The sequence below is a fragment of the Serratia myotis genome (assembly GCF_027474885.1).
GTDB classification, from domain to species: Bacteria; Pseudomonadota; Gammaproteobacteria; order Enterobacterales; family Enterobacteriaceae; genus Serratia; species Serratia proteamaculans.
The window spans coordinates 25,967-49,145 of sequence record NZ_CP099709.1; the positions used below are offsets into that span (position 1 = coordinate 25,967).

The following is a 23,179-nucleotide window of genomic DNA, read 5'->3' on the forward strand; positions in this document are numbered from 1 at the left end:
TAAAAAATCAACGGGCATCGAGCATCATCATTAAAGCGTCTACGGCCCCAGAATAAGCATCGTGAGGGGGCATCCGGTTCAGCATCAGCGCGCCCTTCAGCGCGGAGCAGACAATGATGGCAAGCTCATCAGGAGGGACTACGGACTTTAGCTCGCCGGTTTTCTGCCCGGAAGCGAGGACGTCTTTCAGTATCAGCATCTCCGTCTGCGCCAGCCGGCTGACAGCTTTCTGCAGTTCAGGGGAAAACTGGTGACTGTCCGACAGCATGGCGTAAACGCCGCACATCTCCTCTCTCTCGGCACAACCGGCAAACGCATCGAGATACGCCCTGAGGCGTTGTACGCCGGGAGGAATATCATGGAGGACGGCATCAAGCTGACCAAATACCCCGGTTTTGTATTGGCAGTAGGCTAAACCCAGATCGGTTTTCCCCGGGAAATGATGGTGGATACTGGCTTTTCTGATACCAATCGCTTTTTCCAGATCGGCATAACTGAAACCCAGAAATCCGCGTTGCTTGATCAATGTATCCGTCAGGCGAAGTATTTTGTCGTAAGTAGACACGGCATTTTCCTGATATGTATGAAGGGCGCTGTTATACGTACCTTAGCGGTAGATAACGGCGGTTCCGTAAAATTTATTTTTGCCGTCAAGCGAAGTGATACGAAAGTGAGAGGCACCGACCTGTTCTGCTCTGACTTTAAGCGCATTAGTCACTTCGTCTGGCGTTGACAGATTACCGACAGAAATATGGCCTGATGGCATCAGATCTGCAGCGTCCTGACGGTTAATTTCATCTGCGGCGGCGTAGCCGGCCAGGGTAAGCGCAAGCGCGGCAATGGTAGTACGGATAATGCGATTCATGGGTGATCCCTCCTGGTGATTAAGCATGAGTCAATCTACCTTCTCGTAGGAAGGTTAGCAAGGAGTATTTATCAAAAAAAGAGAAATTACATATATCAATCTGTTTTTGTTAGCTTTCTCAAAGCTTAAAGAAGCATGGCAGGCTCAACTTACCAGTAACATCCTGAATTTCTCGCGATGTCAGTCAGTGTTACAGGCTCGTGGATGGAAGAGAGCTTTCACTGGCAGTGACGGAAATTTCGGCGGTTCCTGCGCAGAACAATAGCCCACCTACGGCGGGAGCTAAGGCTCTGTTACAACGGTGCTTTTTTCAGATGCCTTAGCCCGTTATAATCCCGTGCATGTATATCCCCAGACCCGCTAAACTCCTCTTCCAGATTGATGATGGCTGGAGCAAGCTACCCGCTAAACACGGTGAATTCATACCCGAATGGACACAACTGGTCGTCGAGCGCATGCTCGCCTGTGGTACCCCTGCCATGGGATTACGCCGATACTGCTGCGCATCTCCCCATTGCACACACACCAAATACATTTGCTACAGCTGTAAAGGGAAAGGCTGCAGTGCCTGTGGCATGAAAGCCACCGAGCAATGGATTGCCGAACAGCAACACATCCTCCCCGACTGCGAATGGCAACACATCACCTTCACTATGCCCGACAAACTCTGGCCTCTCTTCGCCAACAACTGGCCCCTGCTCAATCCGTTATTTTCTTGCGCGGCCCATATCCTACTGAAATGGGCCAAAAAACTCGGCGTAGAAATTGGTCTGTTCGTGGCATTACACACCTATGGTCGACAACTTAACCGGCACCCGCATATTCATTTATCCGTGACCCGCGGCGGGTTATGCCTTAAACACGGCGTCTGGCGGCCGATTTACTTCAAAAAGAAAGTCGTCGAAGCTTACTGGCGTCAGGCCGTCATTAAACTGCTGCGGGAAAGCTACACCGAGTTAGATTTGTCCGACGCCAACTATGCACATATTCGTGACTATCGTGAGTTGTGCCAGTTCCTTGATGGTTAGGAAACTGAATCATCGTTTTAAAAATTTCCTGACCATGAACAGCAGTGTCTGTCATGCAGTAATGATGTGCCATCGGGAACGTTATGGTCATAAAATGGCATTTCCGGCGCGTTTTTAACCTGAAAGCTGTTTTTCAGACGCACTTATCCCGCAGTCTGTGCCAGAAGCCATCGTTTCCGGTCGATGTTATGCAGCCTTTCTGCCACTAATTCCGTGGCGTGTCTGCCGGCCTGCGCACTGCTGAAGCGCAGCCGGTTGCCGCACAGGATGCATTTGTACGGATCCGTACGCAGAAATTCCTTCATCAGCGCCACGAAGCCCGGCAGCTCCGGTTTTTTCCTCTCTTCCATTTGCAGGGCCTCATACACCTTCGGCAGCAGCGTGCCCCGTTTACGGTTTGACAGGAAGCCGTAGTAGCGCACCATTTTAAAATGCTTCGCCGGGATATGGCTGATATAGCGTCCGATCATCTCTTCCTGCGTCAGCGTCTGCTGCCGGTACTGCTGTGTACGATGGTCGTAATAGTGATGCACCACGGCCCCGCCGCTGTAGTGCCTGAGCTTTGCCGCCGACACAGGGGGCCGTTTCAGGTACCGGCCCAGATATTTGACGCTTCGCCAGGCTCCCCGGGTCTTCTTCGCAAAGTGGACTTTCCAGCTGTTACCAGCGGCGTCCGTACTGCGCCTGCAGATAGCGCTGCCACTGTTTTTTATCGCGGATATGCCCCAGTCCCGGCAACCTGCCGGGATTAATCAGGTCATAGCTGTGGCGCAGCAGCCGGATGACAGCTCCGCGCCAGATTTCCTCCACGGCATGCTTTTTAAAGAAGAGCTCGCGCCAGACGCCGTGTTTAATATCAAGCCCGCCGCGGGTGACGGAGAGATGAATGTGGGGATGCTGGTTGAGCTGGCGACCGTAGGTGTGCAGGGCGCAGAAGATACCGACTTCCACACCCTGTTTTCTGGCCCAGCGGAGCATGGCGCGGGTGGCGGCACGGAACAGGGCATTGAGCAGAGGCCAGTTATTGTTGAAAAAGGGCCACAGCAGATGGGGCATGGTGAAGGTGATATGCTGCCAGTCGCAGTCTGGAAGGATGTGGCTCTGCTGCGCCACCCACTGCTCCGTGGCCTTATGTCCGCAGGAGCTGCAGCCTTTTGATTTACAGGTCTGGCAGAAGAAGCGGGAGTGGGTGCAGTCCGGTGAGGCGCAGCAGTATCGCTTCACCCCCATGGCAGCAGTGCCGCAGGCGAGCATGCGCTCGACACAGAGAACGGTCCAGGGGCTGAGAGTGTCCCCGTGTTTATCCATATACCGGTTCCAGGCGTCATCAATGGTGAACAGCAGTTTTGCCGGGCGCGGGATATACATGCGGCGGATTATCGCTCTGCAGTGGCAGCGGCATTATAGTGCCAGTCGTCACAGTCATCGGCCCAGTTGTCGGTGTGTTTATCCCAGGGGGCGAAGGTCACCGGCAGCATGCCGGATTCTGTGGCGATAATAAACACATCGGCTGGCATGGACTCAAGGACGACGTCACCGTCGGGTGAGTCAGGGGGCTCAAAGCCGCGGATGATGCAGACGAGAGGCGGGTCGAAGTGTGTATCGAGGAAAAACTGTGGCCCCAGGTGGACACAGTGACGAATGGCATCCTGCGGAGTGTCGTAAAAAAACTCGTCGGGGTTGTCATAATCGCTCCGGGGCGGAATGGACACCAGAAAACGCTTAGGATACCCGGGGATAGCGCGTCGGGACGAGGGCGTGGGTTTACGCTTTCTGGGGGCTTTGCTGCGAGCCATGTGGATGAATTCCTGAGACATTAACATAGCGCAGAGTATAAAACGGGGCTCAGCGCCTGCAAACCCTCGGAACGGCAAAGCCGTGACGCTCGCCCCATAGGGGCGCTACGTTCTGAGTGTGTCCCGCGCCCACGCTAGTGCGAACCTGATCAATCGGCGCAGTACGTGCACAACCAGTCAGTGCACCGACAACTGCAATGACCGCAAACCACTTAATATACCCTTTCATTAAAATCTCCTATAGCCGATAGAATTAAAAGCGATGGAAGTTTATTCATTATTTTATAAAATAGAAAAACAATTATTCCCTATAAATTCAATACGTTAGCCTGAAATTATTGGCCAAAGTTTTTCCATGCTAGAGCATGCTTTTTTGACTCAACATGCAGATAAGCTTCGATTTCTTTCCAGACCGACTCATTTTCATCAGATGCTGTAACTAACGATTCAACAAGTCCAGTTGCAACCGCTGTTGCTAATTCATCATTATCAGACCTCATACCTGTTTCAATGTGCTGGAATAGAGCTGATTTCTCCGAGTGATTTAATGAAGCCAACTGGTTTACCAATGCTTTACCAACTAGTGAAAACAATAAAATCGTCGGTGGAGGATCTGGCAACCAATACTCAACACATCTATTTACTTCATTCTTTATGTACTCTGAGGCTTGAGTAAAAAAGCTCAAGTAATCATCAATATAATTATCCATCATTATTTACCCTTAAGAGCATTTTGCATGTCTTTCAGAACGTTTTCCGCCGCAGCTCTATCACTCGAAGAAGCTTGAGGGTTCTTATTTAACCAATCCTGAAGCGCTTTAGAATATGTTTGGGCTTTTTCAACGTGCCCCCGGCCACCGACTTTTTCACCAGTAGCTAATTCGTAACGAACTGCATCAGCCGTGCTTCCACTGCCAACTTTGGCATTTGGTCGATATAAGTCATCAATTATGTTTTTAAGATTTCCATCTTTAACATTTGGTTTTTCCATTGATGCACGTAATGAGTCCACATATTCTTCATACTGCCCCCTACTTTTAGGGTCTGATGAAGGGTTACTATTTCGTCCCGCTTCCTCATCCTCTGGCCCATGCCCACCAGGTGTTCCAGACCCCGAACCACCCAGATCTTTCTTCTGCTCATCAGTCAGATCCTTGCCAATATTCGGATTTGAGGATGTGCCAGGTGCATATTTATCCTGAAGCGAACTGAGATATTTTCCGGTGATCTCATCGTTGCCCATCATTTTCAGGGTAACAAGGTGCTCCAGTTCATCGGGCGTCATCTTGCCCGCAATATCTTTGATCGTGGCACCTGCCAACCCTGCGATACCTGCTTTTGCTCCTATCTCCAGCAGTTGCTCTGCAACCTTGTTACGACATGGGGCCGCGATGGCACAACCTTCCGCAACAACCTTCAGGAAGTTATTCTCAACCGCATTCTTACCGGCCTGAGCCCCTGCAAGCGCATTCGCGCTGCTGTCACCGGCAACACCGCCGGCCAATCCCGATGCGACGGTAGAGAGGGTGCTGATATTTTGCTTTTTCTCTTCGCTCAGTGCAGCGATTTTTTCTGGTGTGTCAGCACCATACAGTGTTTTAGCCAGATAACGGGCTGCCAGCTCGCCACTGGCCGCACCCGTTGCACCTGCAGCAGCTGAGTTACCGCTCATCTCAGCGGCCATCGCCCCCCATACGGCTCTGTCGCATTAAGAAGTCGTCAGATAACATGCTGTTTTTTTTTGCGATGTTACCTGACTATGCAGTTGATCCGAAAAGCCTTCAAACGTCTGCACTATCCTGTTGATATTATTGCTCAGTGTGTTCGCTGGTATCTGGCTTACTCACTCAGCCTGCGAAATCTGGAGGAGATAATGGCTGAACGCGGTATCACCGTCGACCATTCCACACTTCACCGCTGGATTATACGGCTGGTACCTCTGCTGGATAAGGCATTTCGCCGGCATAAACGTGCCGTGGGACGCCGGTGGCGAATGGATGAAACTTACATCAGAGTCAGGGGGCAGTGGAAATATCTGTACCGGGCGGTCGATACCGAAGGTCAGACCATCGACTTTTTGCTGACGGCTAAACGAGATACCGCAGCGGCCCTGCGCTTCTTCCGCAAAGCCATTCGCCAGCATGGCGAACCTGAGGTGGTGACCATCGATAAAAGTGGCGCCAATACAGCGGCACTGGCCACAATCAATGCCAACAAATCAGAAGAAGAAATCATCACCATCAGGCAAAACAAGCATCTGAATAACCTGATTGAGCAGGATCACCGAAATATCAAACGACGAATACGTCTGATGCTAGGATTCAAATCATTTCGACGGGCACAGACGCTCTTGGCGGGTATAGAGCTGATAAACATGATACGTAAAGGGCAGTATCAACACCCACAAAGTGATGGATTGTCACCCGCAGAACAATTTTATCTGTTAGCTGCCTAAAAAATCAGCAGCATACAGTTTACTGGCATGCATACGCTAATGCGACAGAGCCTGTTGCAAACAGTGATCCAACCCTGGCCTGAAACAAAGGAGAATTACCATGTTAAATCAGCATGCTAATGATTATATCCAGCTACGGCAATTGGGTGGTTTTAAGTTCAAACAGCAAGAAATATATGTACGATCATTTGTTCGGTTTGCATATAAGCGTGGAGATTCATACATCCGTACAGACACAGCCATAGAATGGGCTGCGCTGGGCGCCTCCGCTAATAATAGAGAAGAGAGGTTGAGGTCAATTGTTGCATTCGCCAGACACTGCCGAACTGAGGATTGCTTTCATGAACTGCCACCAACGCATGTATTTTCCTCCGGTCGCCATAAACGCCCTGTTGCGTATACTTTTTCTCCAGATGAAATAAGACAAATTTTAGCGGCAGCTATTAAACTGGAGCCCTGCGCATCTCTGCGACCTATCACTTATTACACATTATTTGGATTACTGGCATCAACAGGACTGAGAATTGGGGAGGCCGTCCGATTACGACAGGATGACATTACCACCGATGGCTTATTGATTAGGGAAACCAAGTTTAAAAAGAATCGAATAGTCCCCATTCACCCAACCACTGTAAATGCATTGAATCAGTATCTGAGCTTACAAAAACAAATTGGAGTTTCCAGCAAGCAAATTTTTGTTGGAATGAAGGGGCAACCACTTCAGCAGACCTGGGCACGACACGCATTTCACAAAGTGATGATAGATATTGGCCTTGATAAGGCCCGCTATGGGCATAGCCCCCGACTGCACGATTTGAGACATACCTGGGCTGTTCGGGCTCTCGAGTCTGCACCAACTGACACTAAGCAGGTGGATCAACATGTACGCGCTGTCATGACTTACCTTGGCCACTCAAGTGTGGCTGCCAGCTATTACTACATGCACAGTACGCCAATTGTCATGAACCGCATTGCAAATGCTTGCGAAGCACTTGAACGGGGGGATATCTTATGACGCCGTTGGCTCCGCATCTGACCAGTTTTCTACTCGAACGTTTGAAACTACACCAACAGGCCAGTCCGAATACGTGCGATACCTACGCTTATGCATTCCAGTTATTGCTGAATTTTGCCAGTAAACAGATTAAGACGATGCCATCCTCTCTGGCTATTGAGCAACTGGATGCGCGGTTGATTCTGGATTTTCTGACATATCTTCAACTTGAACGCCACAATACACCACGCACACGAAATTCCCGGTTAGCAGCCATAAAGTCATTTATGCGTTTTCTTCAATATCGGGTACCAACAGCGCTGGAGCAAATTAACCGCATTCTTGCAATTCCAATACAAAGAACGGATCGCAATTTAGTACGCCATCTAAAAAGGGATGAGGAGCAGGCGTTGTTGGATGCCCCGGATCCAACGACACGTATAGGACTTCGAGATCGGGCTATGTTGCATCTTGCTTTGGCCGGAGGTCTTCGGGTGTCAGAATTAGTGGGGATCAGGATGGACGACCTACATTTTGATAATTCTAATGTTGATTTACTTGTCCATGGAAAGGGGCGAAAACAGCGTGAGCTTCGGCTATGGAAGAGCGTCGCGCAGTCTATTCGAGCCTGGTTGTCTGTTCGAGGTAGCGCACCTGTTCCTGAGTTGTTTTTAAACGCTCAGGGGAAGCAAATGACGAGAGCAGGATTTGAATATGTGTTGGAGCGATGTCGAGTGAAAGCGGTAAAGCAGTGCCCTTCCTTAGTTGAAAAAAAACTGTCACCTCATGTTCTGCGTCACACATGCGCGCTAACAGTCCTGAAAGCAACCGGAGATCTACGCCAAGTGGCCTTGTGGCTGGGACATGAGAGTACTGCGACCACGGAGTGTTATCTTCAACTGGATCCACTGGAAAAGCTACAAAGTATCGCTAGTTTTGTGCCAACTTCACTGAAACCTGGTAAGTTCCGACCGTCAGACCGTCTTATTGCAATGCTTCGAGGCGATCATATTATGTAGAGTAATTACTTATCAGACTGAACTCTGGAGTCAGGGTTCAGTCTATACACTCCACATAATCATTCGCTTTTCATAAGAGCATTTATGCGGTGCACCGCATAAATGCTCGATTAACACATGGACATAACCCTCGCCCTCCACGGTATCCAGGCTGTAAAGCACATCGCTGAAGTATTGACGTAAATCATCTTCAACAAAGGAGCCTGACTCCAGCTTCAACGTGCTGAGGTCGCAGATAGCGCGTAGTTCAGCGGGTAGATGCAACTCCATAAAGTCACGTGCAATCTCGGGCTGGGTGAGAAACTGCCTGAATGTGGCATCATGCGGCGTAGGGGTACTGTTTTTCTTCTTCATTAGTCCAGACTCTGAAAAATGATGAGTGAATGCTATCACAATCAAAGCAATACAAGATGTTAAGTTTACTCCTCAGCTTGTTGGCAGACGCGGATCACTGTCATTTTTGATACTCCCGCGAGGCGGGCTGTTTCACGCAGGGACTTTCCATGAGTTAGCCGGAGTGTACGTATGAGCTCATGTTTTTGTGCATCAGCCATCCTGCCCCGATACTTACCTTCCGCTTTCGCTTTGGTTATTCCTTCCGCCTGACGACGACGTCGATCCTCATAGTCTTTTCTGGATATAGCTGCGAGCATATCCAGCATCATGCCATTAACGGCTTTAAGCATGCTGCGAGTGAATTCATCGCTAACGGCGTTATTGAGTGCCAAATGACTGGTTGGTAAATCAAGACTCACGATAGACAGCTGCTTATCCGTTATCTGCTTTCTTAGCGCTTCCCATCCCGCGTCGTCCAATCGAGAAAGCCTATCCACTTGCTCAATGAGAATAACGTCACCAGGCTCAGCCTCTTCGAGCAGTTGCACCAGTTTTGGGCGCGTCATCGTTGCACCGGAAATATTGTCGACATACCAGCCAGCAATTCGGCGGTCATGTTGGCGAGCAAAATTCTTCAGTGCATTTTTTGCGCGAGTGGCATCTTGTTCAGAGGTTGATGCTCGCAGATAACCAAAAATGAGCATTTTTCAGCCTTAAGGTAACGTTTAAGTGGTCATTTAATTAATGGTATCACTTATATGGTCACATTGATATGGAATGGGATGTTTTAATGTGGTATCTCAGAAGTATACCCAAGAGTGACAAGCTGACGCGCCCAGTGGGCTTGTCCAACCCCTCGTCAGTCCAAAAGCAAGTTTTGAACTGATGAGGGGTTTTTGGGATAGGTCAACAGCTATCTTTGTGATTCTATCTAGTCTTCCAATGCCAGTATCTAGAAGCGGCACCGGTGAATAACACAGCGGTGAAGCGTCGAGTGGTCAAAAATAATGCCGCGCTCAGCCATCATTTCTTTGAGATTGTGCAGGCAGAGGGCATAAACCAGATACCAGCGAACGTATTGAGCAATAACATCGAGGGATAGTGTAGGCGTTTAAACGTTTTTCGTAACAGGGCATAAGCAGGCAACAACATAAAATAAACGGTATGTTTCTTAATGCGACAGAACGCCAATGGGAGGTGTAGTTTCAGCTATCCGGATGCAAAGGCCCAACTAGAATGATTAACCAGAGAAAGATATGGGGCTTTACCCTCAAATTGATATCATTAAGCATTCATAATGGTGTGTTTTTAATATTAAATTAAAATTAAAAATTATTTTGGAACACTATTGACATCACTTGTTGAGAGTTTAATATAATCACGTCATTTCATCGTTTTTAATATTAAAATGGATTAAATTAAGATGATACTTACAATTGCAAATACAAAAGGCGGTGTGGGGAAGTCTACCCTAGCAGTAAACATCGCAGTGGAACGTGCTCGCTTAGGTAAACGTGTATGGCTGGTTGATGGAGATCGCCAGGGGTCTTCACAAACAGCAATTTTAATCCGTAGCGAAGCGGGTATAGAACCAGGCTTGGCATGTTCACATTTCCCTGATGGTCCAATTCTTAGGACACAGGTCTTACAACAGAAATCTAATTTCGATGAAGTGATCATTGAATGTGGCGGTAGGGACTCAACAGCAATGCGTGCTGCATTAACGCTGACTGATATTCTCCTCGTGCCTTTCGTGCCTGGTAGTTTTGAGGTGTGGGCTATGGAAGATGTTGTCAATCTGGTGCGTGATGCCAGAAGTGTGCGGGATGGTTTAACTGCATTCTCTTTACTCAACCGTGCTGATCCCAATCCTCGGAGCAATGATAATGCCGATATGCTGGATGCGATGAGTGACTATAACGAAGACATACAATTACTGGATCATACAATTAGGCAAAGGAAAGTTTTTGCGGCAGCAGCAGGAAGTGGAAGGTCTGTTTCCGAGCTTAAATTGCGTGCTCATGAGAAGGCTGCAAAAATAGAGTTAGATACCCTTGTTTCAATACTATTTTAGAATTAATTTAATATTAAATTAAACTCATTTGGATTTTATATGGCTATTACAAGAAAGCCTTTGGTTAAGGCAGAACCAGTAGATACCATTAGTGACTTCATAAATCAGGCTCCGGATGGCATTAAGAGTGAAACACTTCCCGAAAAAAAAGGAGTCGTCAAAGGTCAGCGACAGCAGATTACAGTGACATTTGACCCTGATGTCATTGAGCTTTTGGATATCATGTCAACAGAAGAGGGGGTATCAAGAGCGGCACTGATCAGGATGGCAGTAAAACAACTTATTACCCGTGGAACTACTGTTGGAGGAACCAATCAGTAAAATGTTTTAATATTAAAAAGATATTAATATGGATTATAATGATTCTATTGTAATATTGTTTTAACTGCATACTATGTGAAATTGCAACAGACCTAAACTGCGATTTAGGTCTATCGAAAATATTGGTGGCTATGTTTTCCACCTTCCATCATATTCATCCCAACCGCGGGTCTGATCATTGGTAAGCAGACTGTCAATGACCATACAGTTACGCGCATCGGCTATCAGATTAATCTCACTGAATAAGTAATCTACCTGCTCTTTCAATTTTTCATCGCTTTCAGAGGTCCGAGGTATCCGATATACATTCTCACCTGCTCATTAGTGAATGCGCGCAGGTAGGAACGAACAAATATATCCATAATACTGTTAGATTCCTTTAGTGATACCGGTCTGATGAGGGTTGGTACTATCACTATAAACAGTACCGGATTTTGCCAGTTCGGTATTGGTATACTCAAACAGAACCAAAGAGGAGCCACCTTCTGTGACATTGTCACCATTAAACAAGCATAAAGACAATGTAAAGATAGAATAAAGACACCACGGAATTTACTCTATAAAGCACATGTAAAGACGCATAGTAATTTACATTGTAAAGCCCACGTAAAGACATAAACATCTTTACTAACGCTTTACGTTATAAAGAATATGGGTTATAAAGACAACATAAAGACATTTAAGTCTTTACATGAGAAAGACAAAGTAAAGACATCCTATCATTTACAACGTAAAGACAAAGGACATTGATATGGGCAAAATTTTACTGGTGGTTTCGGATAAGGGTGGGGTAGGGAAGAGCACCTACGTTGCAAATACAGCATCGATGCTGGTTAACAGAGCCAAATCGGTGATCATCCTGAAAACAGATAAGAACAACGACCTGTTGAGCTGGAATGAGAAACGCCAGGGGCATGGTCTTCCCATCGTTACGGTGTACGAGGCATACGGTAACGTAAGTAAGGAAATAAAACGCCTGAGCAAGCTGTGTGACGTTCTGATTGTTGACTGCCCAGGACACGACAGCCTGGAGTTCCGTAGCGCACTGACAGTATCAGATATCATGATAACGCTCGTTAAGGCTTCTTCAGATTTCGAAAGTGAAACGCTGACCAGCGTAACCGAAAAAGTCCGTATGGCTCAGAAATCAAACTCAGCACTGCAACCCTGGGTACTGCTGACCAGAATAAACCCGAGCAAACCACGACACATAAAAGCCGCGATTGAACTGGATAAATTATTACGTTCAGACAGTGTCTGGATACAGCCACTGAAAACGCGCATGTCAGAGCTGGATGTGTTTGAAAGCGCCTGTAATGAAGGGGCAGGGGTGCACGATGTAAGCCGTGCATCCAGCCTAACAAAAGCGAAAGCACAGATAGAATTATTGGCTCAGGAAATCGGGATTATTTAGTTATTTCAAGGCAATAAAATACAATTTACATTGTAAAGACAACATAAAGACGATATTGTATTTACACGTATTAAGTACATGAGGATTGTTATATGGCTTTAAAACTCAAAACACCTGTTGTTCCGGCAACAGAAGAACAGGCAACAAATGCAGAAACCGCCCGCTTTATCTCAGGCGCTAACAGGAAGCCAACGACAGGTAAAGCAAAGCTGGTGAACTTCCGGCTTTCAGAAACCTTTGACGATATCCTCGAGGCTGAAGCAACCAGAACGGGGCAGAGCAGAACGACTGTTCTTAAAGCAGCGCTGGCCGCATTCGATAATCTGGACGAAAACCAGAAAAATCACTGGTTACTGGAATCTGCAAAAATTTAACCATAAATACGGATGATAGATTCATGCGATATCTGACTGAACTGATATTTCAGCTCTATAAGTTTACAGATCACTATAAACTGACCACAGCAACTTATAAAAATCTGGAAAATATAAAGTTAGTTAAGCCAACAGCAGATTCGAATACAATATTACAACTAGAGTCAATGTTCAGCGATTACTCTTTGAGATACGTTGATAAGGGGCTGGCTGAAATTCTGAGTAATTTAATCAGTGCAGAAAAAAAACATATTCAGGATTTCGATTTTAAAAAAATACAGTCGCTTACTGCTTCCAAAAGCTTTGGAGCAGGATGGTACAAGGTAATCAATGGCAGCTGGTTCAAAGACGTTTATTCGTGGGGTAGGGGAATGTATCCCGCGAATAACCTGAAAGCTGAAGATATGTCTGACTGGCACGATAATCTATGGCATATAGAGCATGAGGGTTTCTACCCACGCGATCCAATTAATATTAAATACTATTCATGGTTGGACAGATATTTAGCTTCGAACAGCGGTGGTTCTCACCATGCTGCTATGGTTGTTTATCAATCTATCAGAGATAATCTGGAGTATAAACGGGAAGCCGTCATTGAGAAGTTAGCCATAAACAAGGACAGTATTGGAAGGCTAGAGAACGAATATTATTCATTTATTTTCCACGCCAAAAACCCACAAAAAGCAGGTGGATTTTCATTTAAACATGAATTCACAGATATATTGAAGGATGTTGTAAGTAACCAGATTCAGCAACTTAGTCCCGTTCATTATCATTCTGATATCAATTTTATTTTCATCCAGAAAGATGAACTTAAAATGAATAATAAAACATTTCTGGACTGGCTTTCAGCAGGCATCACTAGCGGAAAGATAATATCATTCCCTGAGTACCTTAAAAACCCCTCGAACTTCCATAACGCCTGCTACTCTCACGAACTCGACTCAATCATTCTTGGTGATCCTTGCAGAGAATACAAATAAACTCTAAACTCTAAACTTCATATAAAACAGCTAGATTATTCTTTGTCAGAAGGTCTGACAAATTATTGCAAACAATAACGGCAATACCCACTTCTTCAAGTACAGCAGTATCAGATACTTGTTCGAAGCTGATTACCACAATTGGTTTCTGCTCCTTCAGGTCGAAAATAATTATTGGCAGTGTGATACTATTAATCGCTTCAAACTCTTTAAAAAAAGCTTCAGAGCCATATTCACTCGCTGGAAAAAGAACTTCACTTAATCTCACAGCATAAAAAACATGGTAGTTTTCTTTAAGATTATCCTTTAAAATATTTACAGCCTTTGCATATTTATCGTTAATAAATTCTTTTACTCTAAATTCCATAATTCCTCCAACAAGAACCGACTGTAGGTCAACGGGCAAACGTAGCGGAATGGCGTCGCAGACGTCATTTTGCGGCGTTTGCCCTATCCTGCATCGCTGTGAAAAATACCGTACCATCATACATAAATTTGAGTGTGGTAAACCGGCTAGAAAAGGTAAGGAACGGGTTATAAAGGTTATTCATGCTCATTGTCCGTGTGCGCCTCTGTAGCATCAGGAACAAGAAGACGATACCAGGGAGTGCTTTTGTTCATCAGCTCTACTAGCGGTGCGGATAACAAACTCAGAACCCACATGCCGCCAATGACAGGGATAGTAAAATTTTGCGCTGTCCAGAACTGGTGCTCAAGATGGAACCAGGTTACGACACAAATCAATCCACCTACCCAGAATATCACAGTGCTGAATGCGCCCAGGATCGCCAGCGTAACGACTGAAATCAGGTGCAGTGTTCCCGCTGTTAGAAGACGAAGATAAAACCAAATCCACTTAATGTACTTCAGAAGCGGGTTCCCGGTTTTCTCCTTTAAGCGTTTTTTCCGCTCACTGGCTATTTCTCGTTTTAATCGGTTACGATCTGCGCCTTGAGGAAATTCGTAGATTTTAGCCATAGTTCACCTCAATTCTTTTTTGGTGGTACTTTCTTGTCAAACTCTTCTAAAAATGCAGCATCCGCATCATTCAACTCACTTTCAATATCGTTCCCTGAAAACTCATCTTCATCTACAACAAAATCAAATTTTAACTTACTAATTTTTCTACCCGTTTTTTCTGATACAGAAATACCGATAAACGATACTTCTGTTTTTTTCTTTATTTCTAAAACAGCTTTATTGAGAACATCTCTTTTGAAAATAGGGAATTCAGGATATTTGTATTCTATATCACCTTCCCCATTGAAAGTATAAGCTATTAACTCCTCCTTAAGCGCATCAACGGAAATAACAAAAGAATTTTTCTTTTTAAAATTTGAGTAATTTTTCCTAATTAATTGATAAAGGGCGGAAGAATACTGACCACTAAGCCTCAAGCTTGAAGTTAATAACTGTGTAGTAAACTTATTCTTTTTACCCAACAGACTAGATATATAGGGTTCTATAGCTCTAGTAAAACGAAGTTCAAGATAACCTTCATTTTTAAAGTACACACAGTAATCTGTAATGTATAAATCCATTTCATTAGGTTTATGTTTTTGATTATAGGGAAGCTCTAAATCTTTGGCTAAGGCAACAACATCATCCCCCGTAAGTGATAAACTACTTCCCCCCAGAATTTTTGCGCCATCCTTTAATTGCTGATAAGCGACTGATGGTGTGATATTTGCAATAGCAGCAAGATCATCAGCTCGAACCCTGAAAGTTTGCCCTCTATCTAACGGCTGCTTGCTGTCGATAGGAGCTAGAGCCATATACATTACGCGCTTTGCAGACAAAGGTAGTTGAGCAAGAGTCTGATTCAACTCATTCCTGTGCCTGATCTTTGTTTTCTTCGTTATATTCATAGCTGCTTTGATTTTCATATTGAACTCAATAGTAAATAGTCTAACCCGCCATCCATGAGAGTCAAGAAAATAATCTCATGCTTAACGTGATTTCCTCTCATGTTTAGCCTCTTTCAGTACCTGCAAACAACATAGGCGGGCGGTTCGAAAAACCGTAAAACCACTCCTACAAGAGATCTTTCTATACAAAGAAGCAAAGATCTGAAGATCTAGCATCCAATCTGTAGATTACACGTGGTAAGCACTCATGTTTAACGTGGTAAGCACTCATGTTTGACGTACTAAGCTCTCATGTTTAACGTACTAAGCTCTCATGTTTAACGTGGTAAGCACTCATGTTTGACGTACTAAGCTCTCATGTTTTGCGTTTTTTCTTATAGAATATCAATCAGTTATAGCACCTCTAAGTCTTTAAGGTTTTAAAGAAAAGAAAAGAAAAGAAAAGTCTTTTAATGCACAGTGGCTGTGGATAACCTCACCTAAACCCGGAGGATAGATCACGCTAGCCTTCAGCCTCAGCAGAAAAAACACAAGTGCTCACTTTCTAGCCACTGAGTGTACGTGCCACCGTCAGCAACTGACTAAATTCCGCTTCCTCGCTCACTAACTCGCTACGCTCGGTCGTTCGGCTGCGGCGAGCGGTACCTGTTTTATCTATTTCTAAATTTTTAGTAAGAAAGGTGAGAAGATTTTTAACTTCATTTCGTGACCAGTAATTTATCAACTAAAACAATTGGTTAATATCATGGGCATCCTACACTTTAGGCCTTAAAGGTGAGTTGATTTTTAACTTATGTCCACAATCAGGATCTGAGCATGTGAATCTTGATCCTTTTAAGATCCATCACGGAGAGGCAACAGAAGCCACTCAGTGTCGTTATCATCGCCTTACCCTGGTATGGCAACCACAACGCGCAGAAAAACGCTTAGAACGCGATACAGGACGTTTTACGTAATCCAGAAACACGACTTCAGCAATATGCCCCGTGTGAATAGCCGTGTATACTACACGAAACATTATGATCGGAGGTCAGTCATGGCAACGAAACAACGGAACACACAAAGCGTCACCATGACGCTTGAGCGCGGCTTGCTGAACCAGGCACGTGAAGCGGGTATCAACCTTAGCGCAACTCTGGTTGCAGCCCTTGATGCTGAATTACGCCGTTATGCTGCTCAGAAGTGGCAAACAGAGAACATGGAGGCCCTGGACGCCTTAAATCGCTTTCACGATGAGAATGGTTGTTTCAGCGATGAATACAGGACGTTTTGACAATGCAATTCACCGTTTACCAGAATACCGGAAAGACAACGATTTACCCGTACCTGCTTGACGTGACGAGCGATATTATCGGACAGCTCAATCGTCGGATCGTCATCCCCTTACTCCCGCTCGAAAAGTACCCCACCGGAAAACGGCCTGAACGGATGATCCCTATCATCATGCTGACAGACGGGAATGAATACGCCGTAATGACGCATGAACTGGCAAGCATACCCGTCCGGGCGCTAGGCGCTGAGTTCTGTACTGCCGTGCAATATCGTTCTCAGGTTAAAGCCTCGATAGATTTTCTTCTGGACGGGATTTAATAACATCCTGGATGCCAGCAAAGTTTAGCGACCGGCGCAGCTGGCCAACGCTTTTTTGCTGGCATTTTTTTGTCTTCAGTAACGCCTGGATTAAATTTATGCTGGCATCATGTCGCGTAAGGGTTCATCGGGTTCCAGTAGCTTGCCTCGTAATTCGCTACAAAGCAGCTCATAACGCGCAGTTACAGCGCCCCGTGCCGTAGCTATGCTACAACTCGGCGTACCGTTCGCAAGCTCACGCGCTAACTGCGACAGGCTAAATTGGCTGAAGGTCTGTAATTTGGCTTAGCAGGGAAGGGGGGGTTACTGCCCTGGCTCATCTAGGTTAGTTCGCCAGAACTGGCGAACGCCTCCGGCGCGATTAAATCACCATGCAGAATGTAACCACAGCTCGCGCCTCTTTTAAAATCCCTCTGCATGTAAATACCATATCGTCTTTACGTTGTCTTTATATAGTAAATAATAGTTGTTATACCATCATTTGATGGTATAATGATTTTGTTGGTCAGGAATAGTTCCTTACCTCAATCCAGCAGCCCAAACGGGCGGGAGTAAATATGAATATTCAGGAAGCATTAAACGTTTTTGGGTTATCAGGTGAACTGACAGAGAAAGAAATCAAAACAGCTTACAAAAAACTGGCTCTGAAATATCATCCAGATCGCAATCCATTAGGTGCTGAACTGATGAAAGCGGTTAATACTGCGTTCGACTTTCTGATTGCTAACATTGATAAAGTCAACCAGTTCCAGAGTCCTGATGAAAACGCCAGATACAACTACGGTGAAGAACTTGAAAACGTATTGAACGTTCTTTCTGGCTTGTCTGGTGTGATTTATGAAGTTATTGGTAATTGGGTGTGGATTAGTGGAGAAACCCGCGAACATAAAGAAGCGCTTAAAGCGCTGGGATGCAAGTGGGCATCAAAGAAAAAACAGTGGTTCTATCGTCCTGATGAATATAAGGCCAGTCGGAACCGGAAAGAACATAGTATAGATGAAATCCGCGAGATGTACGGTACAGCAGGACAATACAAGGCGACGGGCTGGAAAAAAGTAGAAAACAGAACTTAACTGAAATGGGGGCGAAAGCCCCCTAACAAGAGCAAATGAATATGAAATCTTTCTTTGAAATCTATCAGCCTGTTTTTGATATCGTCTGCCGTATCTTAGGTAACAACTGGCGTGTGAATCTACTTGATGATTGCCAGTACCGTTTAAAACTCACGTCTTCGCAATTTAAAAATTATTCTGTACATATTCGAATGCAAAAGGGAAGACTTGCGATAGTGGGAAGCGTAGATAGCCGTAACTGGCGTAGCCCATGTTATTCTTGCACTGTATCCCCACAGCGTAATCCGGTCGAGATAGCTGCTGACATAGAGCGTAAAATACTGGTCAATGCGCGGAAGGATGTACAGAAGGCTGGGCAATATGAACGAGAATTACAAGCTGAAAGGGAACAGAAGCAGATTTTAAAAGGGATGTTATCACAGCTGGTACAGCTTGAGAGCAGGCACGGAACGCTGACAGGCTTTAGAACGGAAAACGGATTAGATGGACAAGTAACCGAGCATTATGATGGGTATGGTTTTCTTGTGCGGGGGTTAACCATTGATCAGCTAGTTAGATTAACCGGACTGATAAAACAGCTATAAAGGGGATAGATGATGAAGGAAATTTTTGTAGACAGAAAAAACAAGGGTAACGTTACTTACAGAGTAACGCTGTCCGATGATGCTGGAAGGGTTTATTTATTTGTTCAAAAGTTAATGAAAAAAGGCTCTAAAGAGCCAGGAAAAAAAGTGACAAAAGAGATTGTAAAAGAGTTCAGCTTTTATACCGATGAAGTTAACTTATTCAAAGATAAAATGAATGATGAAATTATGTATCTGTTCTGTATTGAAGCGATAGGAAAAAATAAAAATGATTGACAAGCCAACACCGGAACAGGTTAAAAATGCTCGTGTTAAAGCTGGCTTTACTCAACAACAGGCGGCTGATCGCTTTGGTTTCACATTATCAGCCTGGCAAGCTAAAGAAACTACGGGAAAAACTTCACGCGGATTAGCTGCCGGAACATATGAAATGCTCTTACTTTTGGCTGATGAACATCCAGAATATAAATTAACAAAACGGAATTGAATTCTTGTAGTACCATCATTTGATGGTATAATGATTTTGTTGGTTCGGAATAGTTCCTTACCTCAATCCAGCAGCCCAAACGGGCGGGAGTTAAAATGAAAACTTACATCATCGACTTTAACGCTTTAAACGTAAATAAACACGTTATCACCTGCACTGCATTTGTTCGATCAGAAACACTCCTTCTTGCTATTCATTCCTTTGAAATAAAAAATCGTGGTCGCGGTTATGTGGTTCTCTCTGCAAGAGAGCTGGATAACAATGAAATCAGCGCAATTAATTCACTTAAGAAAAATGTCGCCTTTTGGTTTGATGAATGCGGATTATCAAAAGAGAGGGTTTTACGTGAAGTTAATGCGTGGTTCAATTTTGCATTTACTACAGAGGAACAGAATAAAGCTAAAAAGGAGATTATAGAAATACTGAAAAGGTACAACTAACCATTTAAAAGAGGTGGTATCAGGTTGTTGAAGCAACCTGATACCGTGACACTAAATCCCTTGGGAGGATATTTTAATGTCAGAACGTATGCTATCAGCAATACAGGCAGTTGAAAAGGGCGCTCATCCGGTATTCCCGATCATGCCATTTTCTTCTTTTCCAGAGTTCATGGAATTGCTCAGGAAAGCATTGGTGAAAAGAAATTCTGAACACACTGATAAATAGGACAAGGAGGGTTTATGACTAAGAAGGAGTTTATACAGTTTATCAGTGAACAACAGAGTAAAGGTTCACTGCGGTTTTCTCTTGGCTTCAATGCTAAAGGGGAAATCATACTGTACTGGACTAAAGAAACTGGGTTGAGAGACTGGCGTGTATTAACAGGAAACCGGGGCAGAAGACCCACCCAGGCAAACCGAAAGCGCATGAGCAACTTCCGACGCTGGATTGTAGATGCCCGTAAGGGCATGGGAGGCGGTGAACCGGATACTGAATAGAGCACAGTTATTGATACGCCGAAGCCCTCCCGTTTTGCGGGAGGTGCTATTTTCAATACTCCCCGAAACAGCGCTCGCGCCCCCTGCAAGACCCTTCGCGAAGCGAATCAATATCCACCAATCATACCCCAACACTGATGTTTGCGGTCGAAGACAATCTGTTTCTACAGCCACTATTACCCACCGTTTTTTGCTTTTCATTCGCTACTGAAGCACAATTCAAGAGCAAAGCAAAAATAATGCGATGCAGGATAGGGCAAACGTAGCGGAATGACGTCTTCGACGCCATTCCGCTACGTTTGCCCGTTGACCTACAGTCGGTTCTTGTTGGAGGGATTATGAAAAAAGTACAGTTCAGACTTGAAGATTATCAACACGATGAATTACTTAAATGCATGAAAGTAATTTATCCTGATGAGCCAGGGTTAACAGTTGCTAAAGGCATGAAATTACTTGCCAGTGCTTTGCTGAAAAGTACAGCTAAAGATGATGAAGTTAACACTGTATTAGATAGTGATAATTTTACCAAAACCACAATGTATTTAACACTAAAACAAAGAAGTGAAATTGAGAAAAAAGCTAAACGACATGGTTGGACTTTATCAAGAGAATGCCGATATCGTATTCAAATAACACTTGATAATGAACTGGATTTTTTTGATCAGGAATTACTTGTTATGAACAGGTGTCGTAATACTATTGATAAAATTGGCCGAAACTTTCACTACATTATAGTAAACGATGGTGCAAGAGTACTTGACAAAAATGGTTTTTTTCAGGATGCAGAAAAGCTTAAATCGGAAATGTTGAGTCTCAAGAATGAGTTTGAAAACTACATTATGCTGTGTAAAGGGCGTACTGTATCTAACAAGGTTGAGGTTTAGTTATGGGTGTTTCGGTTGATAAGGATTTTCGTGTAAAACGTAAATCATCTGAAGCTGGCAGTAAATCCGCTTTTGCCCATAAGGTTAAGAATGGTGGGAAGAATTATCAACGAAATGTGCAGGAACGCGTTAACCGTAAAGGTGCCAGTAAAGAAGTCGTCGTGAAAATATCTGGTGGTGCTATCACAAGACAAGGCATAAGAAATAGCATCGATTACATGAGTCGTGAATCTGAGCTACCAGTAATGAATGAAAGTGGTCAGGTCTGGAACGGTGATGAAATCAAAGAAGCTAAAGAGCATATGATAGACCGTGCTAATGATCCTCAGCATGTGATGAATGATAAAGGTAAAGAAAACAAAAAAGTTTCACAAAACATCATTTTTTCTCCTCCGGTTTCTGCAAAGGTTAAACCAGAGGACTTGCTCGATTCTGTCAGAAAAACCATGCACCAAAAATACCCAAATAATCGATTTGTATTGAGTTATCACAACGATAAAAAAGACCACCCACATGTCCATGTTGTTTTCCGTATTCGTGATGAAGACGGGAAACGCACGGATATCAAGAAGAAAGATTTGAGGGAGATCCGCAGCGGTTTTTGCCAGGAGCTGTGTCTCAAGGGATATGATGTTAAAGCTACTCACAGGCAACAGGTGGGACTCAACCAGTCAGTTAAAGATGCGCACAGTACAGCACCTAAACGACAGAAAGGAGTGTATGAGGTTGTTGATGTAGGTTATGACCATTACCAGCATGATAAAAGCAAACCTAAACAGCATTTTTTAAAACTAAAAACAATCAATAAAGGTATCGAAAAGACATACTGGGGCGCGGATTTTGGCGATCTAACCCAACGGGAAAGCGTCAAAAAAGGTGACCTGGTTAAACTCAAAAAGCTTGGTCAGAAGGAAGTTAAGATACCTGCGCTTGATAAGAACGGCGTACAACATGGCTGGAAGACAGCCCATCGTAATGAGTGGAACCTGGAAAACCTTGGTGTTAAAGGTGTGAACAGAACCCCGTCCGCAAGTAAAGAAGTATTGCTTGGTAGTGCTACTCAAATTCAGAAGCAACAGAATCAGATGAACCAATTTACTCAATTGAAACAAGCCATGCTACAAAACCAGCAAAAGACGAAAATAGGCATCAAGTTCTGATTAATGCTTAGTTGAATGTAAGTTGTTGATTGTGATCACTTTATTAACTCAATGTTAACTCGTCTCTATAAAAACAACTAATCTTCATAATTTTAGTTAAGTTAACTGGAAAACGATCCTGACATGATCGATTGATCTAGTTAAATTTTATTCTACAATATTAAATGCTGCATTATCACTAGTTTTGCAGCATAAACAAATTGCGTATGAAGTTATCTTGATCTAAATATCTGCATAAAGATTTGAAAGCAGCATAACTAGCTGATAAAGTTTCTCACAGGTTGAAATGTGTTCTTTTCTTTTTCTTATATGCTCCGGGGTTATCCGAGTCGAGAGAGCGCCTGAAAGGAAAAAATAATGAAATGGTATGTACTGCAATTTACTGCTACAAGATTCACTGCGGTTTTTTCCCATCTTGAACGCCTGAACTTTTCCTACTACTGCCCTATGGTAACTGAAAGATACCGCCGCCCGGATAAAGAAATTTCTTACCGAGAAAGACTTATCCCACTTTTTCATGGTTATCTTTTTATCAATGCTGATTTTGATAAAATTCACTCTTCAGCAATCACTGCTATCCCTTACGTTCAACGATTTATCGCCTTTGGCGGTGAGCCTTTGCCTGTGCCGGAAGAGGAAATTTATAACGTACAAAAAGGAGAAAGGAATCAACTTATCCTTAGTGACTCCCCCCGTTTGGTGGAAATAATGCTGATGGATGATCCACGGAAGAGAAGTATTGCCATGCTTAATTACATCACAGAGAAAAGCTTAACCCACAAAATGAAACGGAAAAAAAATGACTGTTACCAGAAAAAAGCCTGTAAGCAAGCGCAAGCCTCAACGTAATACACTCTATCTTCCTTCTGTTGTACGTGATGAAGTTGAGCGAATCTCTGTTGAGATTAGTTATCGCAGAGGGAGGCGTATTTCTGA

29 protein-coding genes and 5 pseudogenes are annotated in these 23,179 nt (G+C 44.3%); 21 read left to right on the forward strand and 13 right to left on the reverse strand.

Annotated elements, in window-relative coordinates; genetic code table 11:
* Positions 1-7: 7 nt before the first annotated feature.
* Positions 8-565, reverse strand: a complete 558-nt coding sequence (locus NHG65_RS26625) for a TetR/AcrR family transcriptional regulator (protein ID WP_499183510.1) — start codon at positions 563-565, stop codon at positions 8-10.
* A 42-nt stretch (positions 566-607) separates the two neighbouring features.
* Positions 608-865, reverse strand: a complete 258-nt coding sequence (locus NHG65_RS26630; RefSeq protein WP_059339614.1) for a YdgH/BhsA/McbA family protein — start codon at positions 863-865, stop codon at positions 608-610.
* A 341-nt stretch (positions 866-1,206) separates the two neighbouring features.
* On the opposite strand from NHG65_RS26630, the pseudogene NHG65_RS26635 reads away from it, so the two are divergent.
* Positions 1,207-1,887, forward strand: a pseudogene (locus NHG65_RS26635) (IS91 family transposase); the annotation flags it as partial.
* A gap of 149 nt (positions 1,888-2,036) precedes the next feature.
* Here NHG65_RS26635 and NHG65_RS26640 read toward each other — a convergent pair.
* The 5 genes and pseudogenes from NHG65_RS26640 to NHG65_RS26660 form a co-directional block, all read right to left on the reverse strand.
* Positions 2,037-3,261: pseudogene (locus NHG65_RS26640) on the reverse strand (IS91 family transposase).
* Positions 3,262-3,269: 8 nt separating this feature from the next.
* Positions 3,270-3,689, reverse strand: coding sequence for a hypothetical protein (locus tag NHG65_RS26645; RefSeq protein ID WP_059339655.1), 420 nt, complete (start codon positions 3,687-3,689; stop codon positions 3,270-3,272).
* 112 nt (positions 3,690-3,801) lie between these two features.
* A pseudogene (locus tag NHG65_RS26650) lies at positions 3,802-3,906 on the reverse strand (hypothetical protein); the annotation flags it as partial.
* A 118-nt stretch (positions 3,907-4,024) separates the two neighbouring features.
* Positions 4,025-4,402, reverse strand: a complete 378-nt coding sequence (locus NHG65_RS26655; protein ID WP_306779726.1) for a DUF7674 family protein — start codon at positions 4,400-4,402, stop codon at positions 4,025-4,027.
* Positions 4,402-5,361 carry a VENN motif pre-toxin domain-containing protein gene (locus NHG65_RS26660; protein WP_283396511.1) on the reverse strand — a complete coding sequence of 320 codons (960 nt, stop codon included), beginning with the start codon at positions 5,359-5,361 and terminating at the stop codon, positions 4,402-4,404. Before NHG65_RS26660 ends, NHG65_RS26655 begins: the two co-directional genes overlap by 1 nt.
* 87 nt (positions 5,362-5,448) lie before the next feature.
* Between NHG65_RS26660 and NHG65_RS26665 the strand changes: the two genes are divergently transcribed.
* The 3 genes from NHG65_RS26665 (at position 5,449) to NHG65_RS26675 (ending at position 8,157) form a co-directional block, all read left to right on the forward strand.
* Entirely contained in the window at positions 5,449-6,144 is a 696-nt protein-coding gene (locus NHG65_RS26665; protein ID WP_087761772.1) for an IS6 family transposase, read from the forward strand.
* Positions 6,145-6,244: 100 nt separating this feature from the next.
* The gene (locus NHG65_RS26670; RefSeq protein ID WP_499183511.1) at positions 6,245-7,159 is read left to right on the forward strand and encodes a tyrosine-type recombinase/integrase; all 915 of its coding nucleotides are present in this window, start codon (positions 6,245-6,247) and stop codon (positions 7,157-7,159) included.
* The gene (locus NHG65_RS26675; protein ID WP_499183512.1) at positions 7,156-8,157 is read left to right on the forward strand and encodes a tyrosine-type recombinase/integrase; all 1,002 of its coding nucleotides are present in this window, start codon (positions 7,156-7,158) and stop codon (positions 8,155-8,157) included. The genes NHG65_RS26670 and NHG65_RS26675 overlap by 4 nt, the downstream gene beginning before the upstream one ends.
* A gap of 102 nt (positions 8,158-8,259) precedes the next feature.
* Here the strand turns inward: NHG65_RS26675 and NHG65_RS26680 are convergent.
* The 3 genes and pseudogenes from NHG65_RS26680 to NHG65_RS26690 form a co-directional block, all read right to left on the reverse strand.
* Positions 8,260-8,511, reverse strand: a pseudogene (locus tag NHG65_RS26680) (Rpn family recombination-promoting nuclease/putative transposase); the annotation flags it as partial.
* A 65-nt stretch (positions 8,512-8,576) separates the two neighbouring features.
* Entirely contained in the window at positions 8,577-9,197 is a 621-nt protein-coding gene (locus tag NHG65_RS26685; protein ID WP_499183513.1) for a recombinase family protein, read from the reverse strand.
* Positions 9,198-9,443: 246 nt separating this feature from the next.
* Positions 9,444-9,645 (reverse strand): annotated as a pseudogene (locus tag NHG65_RS26690) (IS6 family transposase); the annotation flags it as partial.
* 271 nt (positions 9,646-9,916) lie between these two features.
* Here NHG65_RS26690 and NHG65_RS26695 point away from each other — a divergent pair.
* The 5 genes from NHG65_RS26695 to NHG65_RS26715 all read left to right on the forward strand — a co-directional run bounded on the left by NHG65_RS26695 (position 9,917) and on the right by NHG65_RS26715 (position 13,659).
* A complete protein-coding gene (locus NHG65_RS26695; RefSeq protein WP_499183514.1) occupies positions 9,917-10,567 on the forward strand; it encodes an AAA family ATPase in 651 nt (216 codons plus the stop codon).
* Between the two features lie 39 nt (positions 10,568-10,606).
* Positions 10,607-10,888 (forward strand): ribbon-helix-helix domain-containing protein, encoded by a 282-nt coding sequence (locus tag NHG65_RS26700; RefSeq protein WP_499183515.1) that lies wholly within the window; start codon positions 10,607-10,609, stop codon positions 10,886-10,888.
* Positions 10,889-11,639: 751 nt separating this feature from the next.
* Positions 11,640-12,302, forward strand: coding sequence for a nucleotide-binding protein (locus tag NHG65_RS26705; RefSeq protein ID WP_050152495.1), 663 nt, complete (start codon positions 11,640-11,642; stop codon positions 12,300-12,302).
* 92 nt (positions 12,303-12,394) lie between these two features.
* Positions 12,395-12,676, forward strand: coding sequence for a hypothetical protein (locus NHG65_RS26710; RefSeq protein WP_050074636.1), 282 nt, complete (start codon positions 12,395-12,397; stop codon positions 12,674-12,676).
* A gap of 23 nt (positions 12,677-12,699) precedes the next feature.
* Positions 12,700-13,659: a DUF6685 family protein gene (locus tag NHG65_RS26715; RefSeq protein ID WP_050152493.1), complete on the forward strand. Its 960-nt coding sequence runs from the start codon at positions 12,700-12,702 to the stop codon at positions 13,657-13,659.
* Positions 13,660-13,669: 10 nt separating this feature from the next.
* On the opposite strand, the gene ddp1 (NHG65_RS26720) is transcribed toward NHG65_RS26715, so the two are convergent.
* From ddp1 (NHG65_RS26720) to NHG65_RS26730, 3 genes are all read right to left on the reverse strand, one after another.
* Complete coding sequence (ddp1, locus tag NHG65_RS26720; RefSeq protein ID WP_050152492.1) at positions 13,670-14,026, reverse strand: DNA distortion polypeptide 3; 357 nt, start codon at positions 14,024-14,026, stop codon at positions 13,670-13,672.
* Between the two features lie 176 nt (positions 14,027-14,202).
* Positions 14,203-14,637: a hypothetical protein gene (locus tag NHG65_RS26725; protein WP_050152491.1), complete on the reverse strand. Its 435-nt coding sequence runs from the start codon at positions 14,635-14,637 to the stop codon at positions 14,203-14,205.
* Positions 14,638-14,645: 8 nt separating this feature from the next.
* Entirely contained in the window at positions 14,646-15,545 is a 900-nt protein-coding gene (locus tag NHG65_RS26730; protein ID WP_050152490.1) for a replication initiation protein, read from the reverse strand.
* A gap of 1,018 nt (positions 15,546-16,563) precedes the next feature.
* Between NHG65_RS26730 and NHG65_RS26735 the strand changes: the two genes are divergently transcribed.
* The 12 genes from NHG65_RS26735 (at position 16,564) to NHG65_RS26790 (ending at position 23,092) form a co-directional block, all read left to right on the forward strand.
* Positions 16,564-16,800, forward strand: a complete 237-nt coding sequence (locus NHG65_RS26735) for a type II toxin-antitoxin system CcdA family antitoxin (RefSeq protein ID WP_050152489.1) — start codon at positions 16,564-16,566, stop codon at positions 16,798-16,800.
* Between the two features lie 2 nt (positions 16,801-16,802).
* Positions 16,803-17,117 (forward strand): CcdB family protein, encoded by a 315-nt coding sequence (locus NHG65_RS26740; protein WP_050152488.1) that lies wholly within the window; start codon positions 16,803-16,805, stop codon positions 17,115-17,117.
* Between the two features lie 557 nt (positions 17,118-17,674).
* On the forward strand, positions 17,675-18,190 hold the full coding sequence (locus NHG65_RS26745; RefSeq protein ID WP_050152487.1) for a J domain-containing protein: 516 nt from the start codon (positions 17,675-17,677) through the stop codon (positions 18,188-18,190).
* A 41-nt stretch (positions 18,191-18,231) separates the two neighbouring features.
* The gene (locus tag NHG65_RS26750) at positions 18,232-18,774 is read left to right on the forward strand and encodes a hypothetical protein (RefSeq protein WP_050074643.1); all 543 of its coding nucleotides are present in this window, start codon (positions 18,232-18,234) and stop codon (positions 18,772-18,774) included.
* A 9-nt stretch (positions 18,775-18,783) separates the two neighbouring features.
* The gene (locus tag NHG65_RS26755) at positions 18,784-19,050 is read left to right on the forward strand and encodes a hypothetical protein (protein WP_244662241.1); all 267 of its coding nucleotides are present in this window, start codon (positions 18,784-18,786) and stop codon (positions 19,048-19,050) included.
* Complete coding sequence (locus NHG65_RS26760) at positions 19,043-19,261, forward strand: hypothetical protein (protein WP_050074645.1); 219 nt, start codon at positions 19,043-19,045, stop codon at positions 19,259-19,261. The genes NHG65_RS26755 and NHG65_RS26760 overlap by 8 nt, the downstream gene beginning before the upstream one ends.
* 95 nt (positions 19,262-19,356) lie before the next feature.
* Positions 19,357-19,701, forward strand: coding sequence for a hypothetical protein (locus NHG65_RS26765; protein ID WP_080994273.1), 345 nt, complete (start codon positions 19,357-19,359; stop codon positions 19,699-19,701).
* A gap of 76 nt (positions 19,702-19,777) precedes the next feature.
* Complete coding sequence (locus tag NHG65_RS26770; protein ID WP_172665488.1) at positions 19,778-19,927, forward strand: hypothetical protein; 150 nt, start codon at positions 19,778-19,780, stop codon at positions 19,925-19,927.
* Positions 19,928-19,941: 14 nt separating this feature from the next.
* The gene (locus tag NHG65_RS26775) at positions 19,942-20,199 is read left to right on the forward strand and encodes a hypothetical protein (protein WP_050152485.1); all 258 of its coding nucleotides are present in this window, start codon (positions 19,942-19,944) and stop codon (positions 20,197-20,199) included.
* A gap of 338 nt (positions 20,200-20,537) precedes the next feature.
* Complete coding sequence (ddp1, locus tag NHG65_RS26780) at positions 20,538-21,083, forward strand: DNA distortion polypeptide 1 (RefSeq protein ID WP_050152499.1); 546 nt, start codon at positions 20,538-20,540, stop codon at positions 21,081-21,083.
* A gap of 2 nt (positions 21,084-21,085) precedes the next feature.
* The gene (mobP1, locus tag NHG65_RS26785) at positions 21,086-22,243 is read left to right on the forward strand and encodes a MobP1 family relaxase (RefSeq protein ID WP_050152484.1); all 1,158 of its coding nucleotides are present in this window, start codon (positions 21,086-21,088) and stop codon (positions 22,241-22,243) included.
* Positions 22,244-22,600: 357 nt separating this feature from the next.
* On the forward strand, positions 22,601-23,092 hold the full coding sequence (locus NHG65_RS26790; protein ID WP_050152483.1) for a transcription termination/antitermination NusG family protein: 492 nt from the start codon (positions 22,601-22,603) through the stop codon (positions 23,090-23,092).
* Positions 23,093-23,179: the final 87 nt, after the last annotated feature.

Excerpts from the sequence above, each read along its gene's own strand:
- NHG65_RS26630 (WP_059339614.1), bottom strand. The coding sequence starts at position 865 with ATGAATCGCATTATCCGTACTACCATTGCCGCGCTTGCGCTTACCCTG.
- NHG65_RS26645 (WP_059339655.1), bottom strand. The coding sequence starts at position 3,689 with ATGGCTCGCAGCAAAGCCCCCAGAAAGCGTAAACCCACGCCCTCGTCC.
- NHG65_RS26655 (WP_306779726.1), bottom strand. The coding sequence starts at position 4,402 with ATGATGGATAATTATATTGATGATTACTTGAGCTTTTTTACTCAAGCC.
- NHG65_RS26660 (WP_283396511.1), bottom strand. The coding sequence starts at position 5,361 with ATGAGCGGTAACTCAGCTGCTGCAGGTGCAACGGGTGCGGCCAGTGGC.
- NHG65_RS26665 (WP_087761772.1), top strand. The coding sequence starts at position 5,449 with ATGCAGTTGATCCGAAAAGCCTTCAAACGTCTGCACTATCCTGTTGAT.
- NHG65_RS26670 (WP_499183511.1), top strand. The coding sequence starts at position 6,245 with ATGTTAAATCAGCATGCTAATGATTATATCCAGCTACGGCAATTGGGT.
- NHG65_RS26675 (WP_499183512.1), top strand. The coding sequence starts at position 7,156 with ATGACGCCGTTGGCTCCGCATCTGACCAGTTTTCTACTCGAACGTTTG.
- NHG65_RS26685 (WP_499183513.1), bottom strand. The coding sequence starts at position 9,197 with ATGCTCATTTTTGGTTATCTGCGAGCATCAACCTCTGAACAAGATGCC.
- NHG65_RS26695 (WP_499183514.1), top strand. The coding sequence starts at position 9,917 with ATGATACTTACAATTGCAAATACAAAAGGCGGTGTGGGGAAGTCTACC.
- NHG65_RS26700 (WP_499183515.1), top strand. The coding sequence starts at position 10,607 with ATGGCTATTACAAGAAAGCCTTTGGTTAAGGCAGAACCAGTAGATACC.
- NHG65_RS26705 (WP_050152495.1), top strand. The coding sequence starts at position 11,640 with ATGGGCAAAATTTTACTGGTGGTTTCGGATAAGGGTGGGGTAGGGAAG.
- NHG65_RS26710 (WP_050074636.1), top strand. The coding sequence starts at position 12,395 with ATGGCTTTAAAACTCAAAACACCTGTTGTTCCGGCAACAGAAGAACAG.
- NHG65_RS26715 (WP_050152493.1), top strand. The coding sequence starts at position 12,700 with ATGCGATATCTGACTGAACTGATATTTCAGCTCTATAAGTTTACAGAT.
- ddp1 (WP_050152492.1), bottom strand. The coding sequence starts at position 14,026 with ATGGAATTTAGAGTAAAAGAATTTATTAACGATAAATATGCAAAGGCT.
- NHG65_RS26725 (WP_050152491.1), bottom strand. The coding sequence starts at position 14,637 with ATGGCTAAAATCTACGAATTTCCTCAAGGCGCAGATCGTAACCGATTA.
- NHG65_RS26730 (WP_050152490.1), bottom strand. The coding sequence starts at position 15,545 with ATGAAAATCAAAGCAGCTATGAATATAACGAAGAAAACAAAGATCAGG.
- NHG65_RS26735 (WP_050152489.1), top strand. The coding sequence starts at position 16,564 with ATGGCAACGAAACAACGGAACACACAAAGCGTCACCATGACGCTTGAG.
- NHG65_RS26740 (WP_050152488.1), top strand. The coding sequence starts at position 16,803 with ATGCAATTCACCGTTTACCAGAATACCGGAAAGACAACGATTTACCCG.
- NHG65_RS26745 (WP_050152487.1), top strand. The coding sequence starts at position 17,675 with ATGAATATTCAGGAAGCATTAAACGTTTTTGGGTTATCAGGTGAACTG.
- NHG65_RS26750 (WP_050074643.1), top strand. The coding sequence starts at position 18,232 with ATGAAATCTTTCTTTGAAATCTATCAGCCTGTTTTTGATATCGTCTGC.
- NHG65_RS26755 (WP_244662241.1), top strand. The coding sequence starts at position 18,784 with ATGATGAAGGAAATTTTTGTAGACAGAAAAAACAAGGGTAACGTTACT.
- NHG65_RS26760 (WP_050074645.1), top strand. The coding sequence starts at position 19,043 with ATGATTGACAAGCCAACACCGGAACAGGTTAAAAATGCTCGTGTTAAA.
- NHG65_RS26765 (WP_080994273.1), top strand. The coding sequence starts at position 19,357 with ATGAAAACTTACATCATCGACTTTAACGCTTTAAACGTAAATAAACAC.
- NHG65_RS26770 (WP_172665488.1), top strand. The coding sequence starts at position 19,778 with ATGTCAGAACGTATGCTATCAGCAATACAGGCAGTTGAAAAGGGCGCT.
- NHG65_RS26775 (WP_050152485.1), top strand. The coding sequence starts at position 19,942 with ATGACTAAGAAGGAGTTTATACAGTTTATCAGTGAACAACAGAGTAAA.
- ddp1 (WP_050152499.1), top strand. The coding sequence starts at position 20,538 with ATGAAAAAAGTACAGTTCAGACTTGAAGATTATCAACACGATGAATTA.
- mobP1 (WP_050152484.1), top strand. The coding sequence starts at position 21,086 with ATGGGTGTTTCGGTTGATAAGGATTTTCGTGTAAAACGTAAATCATCT.
- NHG65_RS26790 (WP_050152483.1), top strand. The coding sequence starts at position 22,601 with ATGAAATGGTATGTACTGCAATTTACTGCTACAAGATTCACTGCGGTT.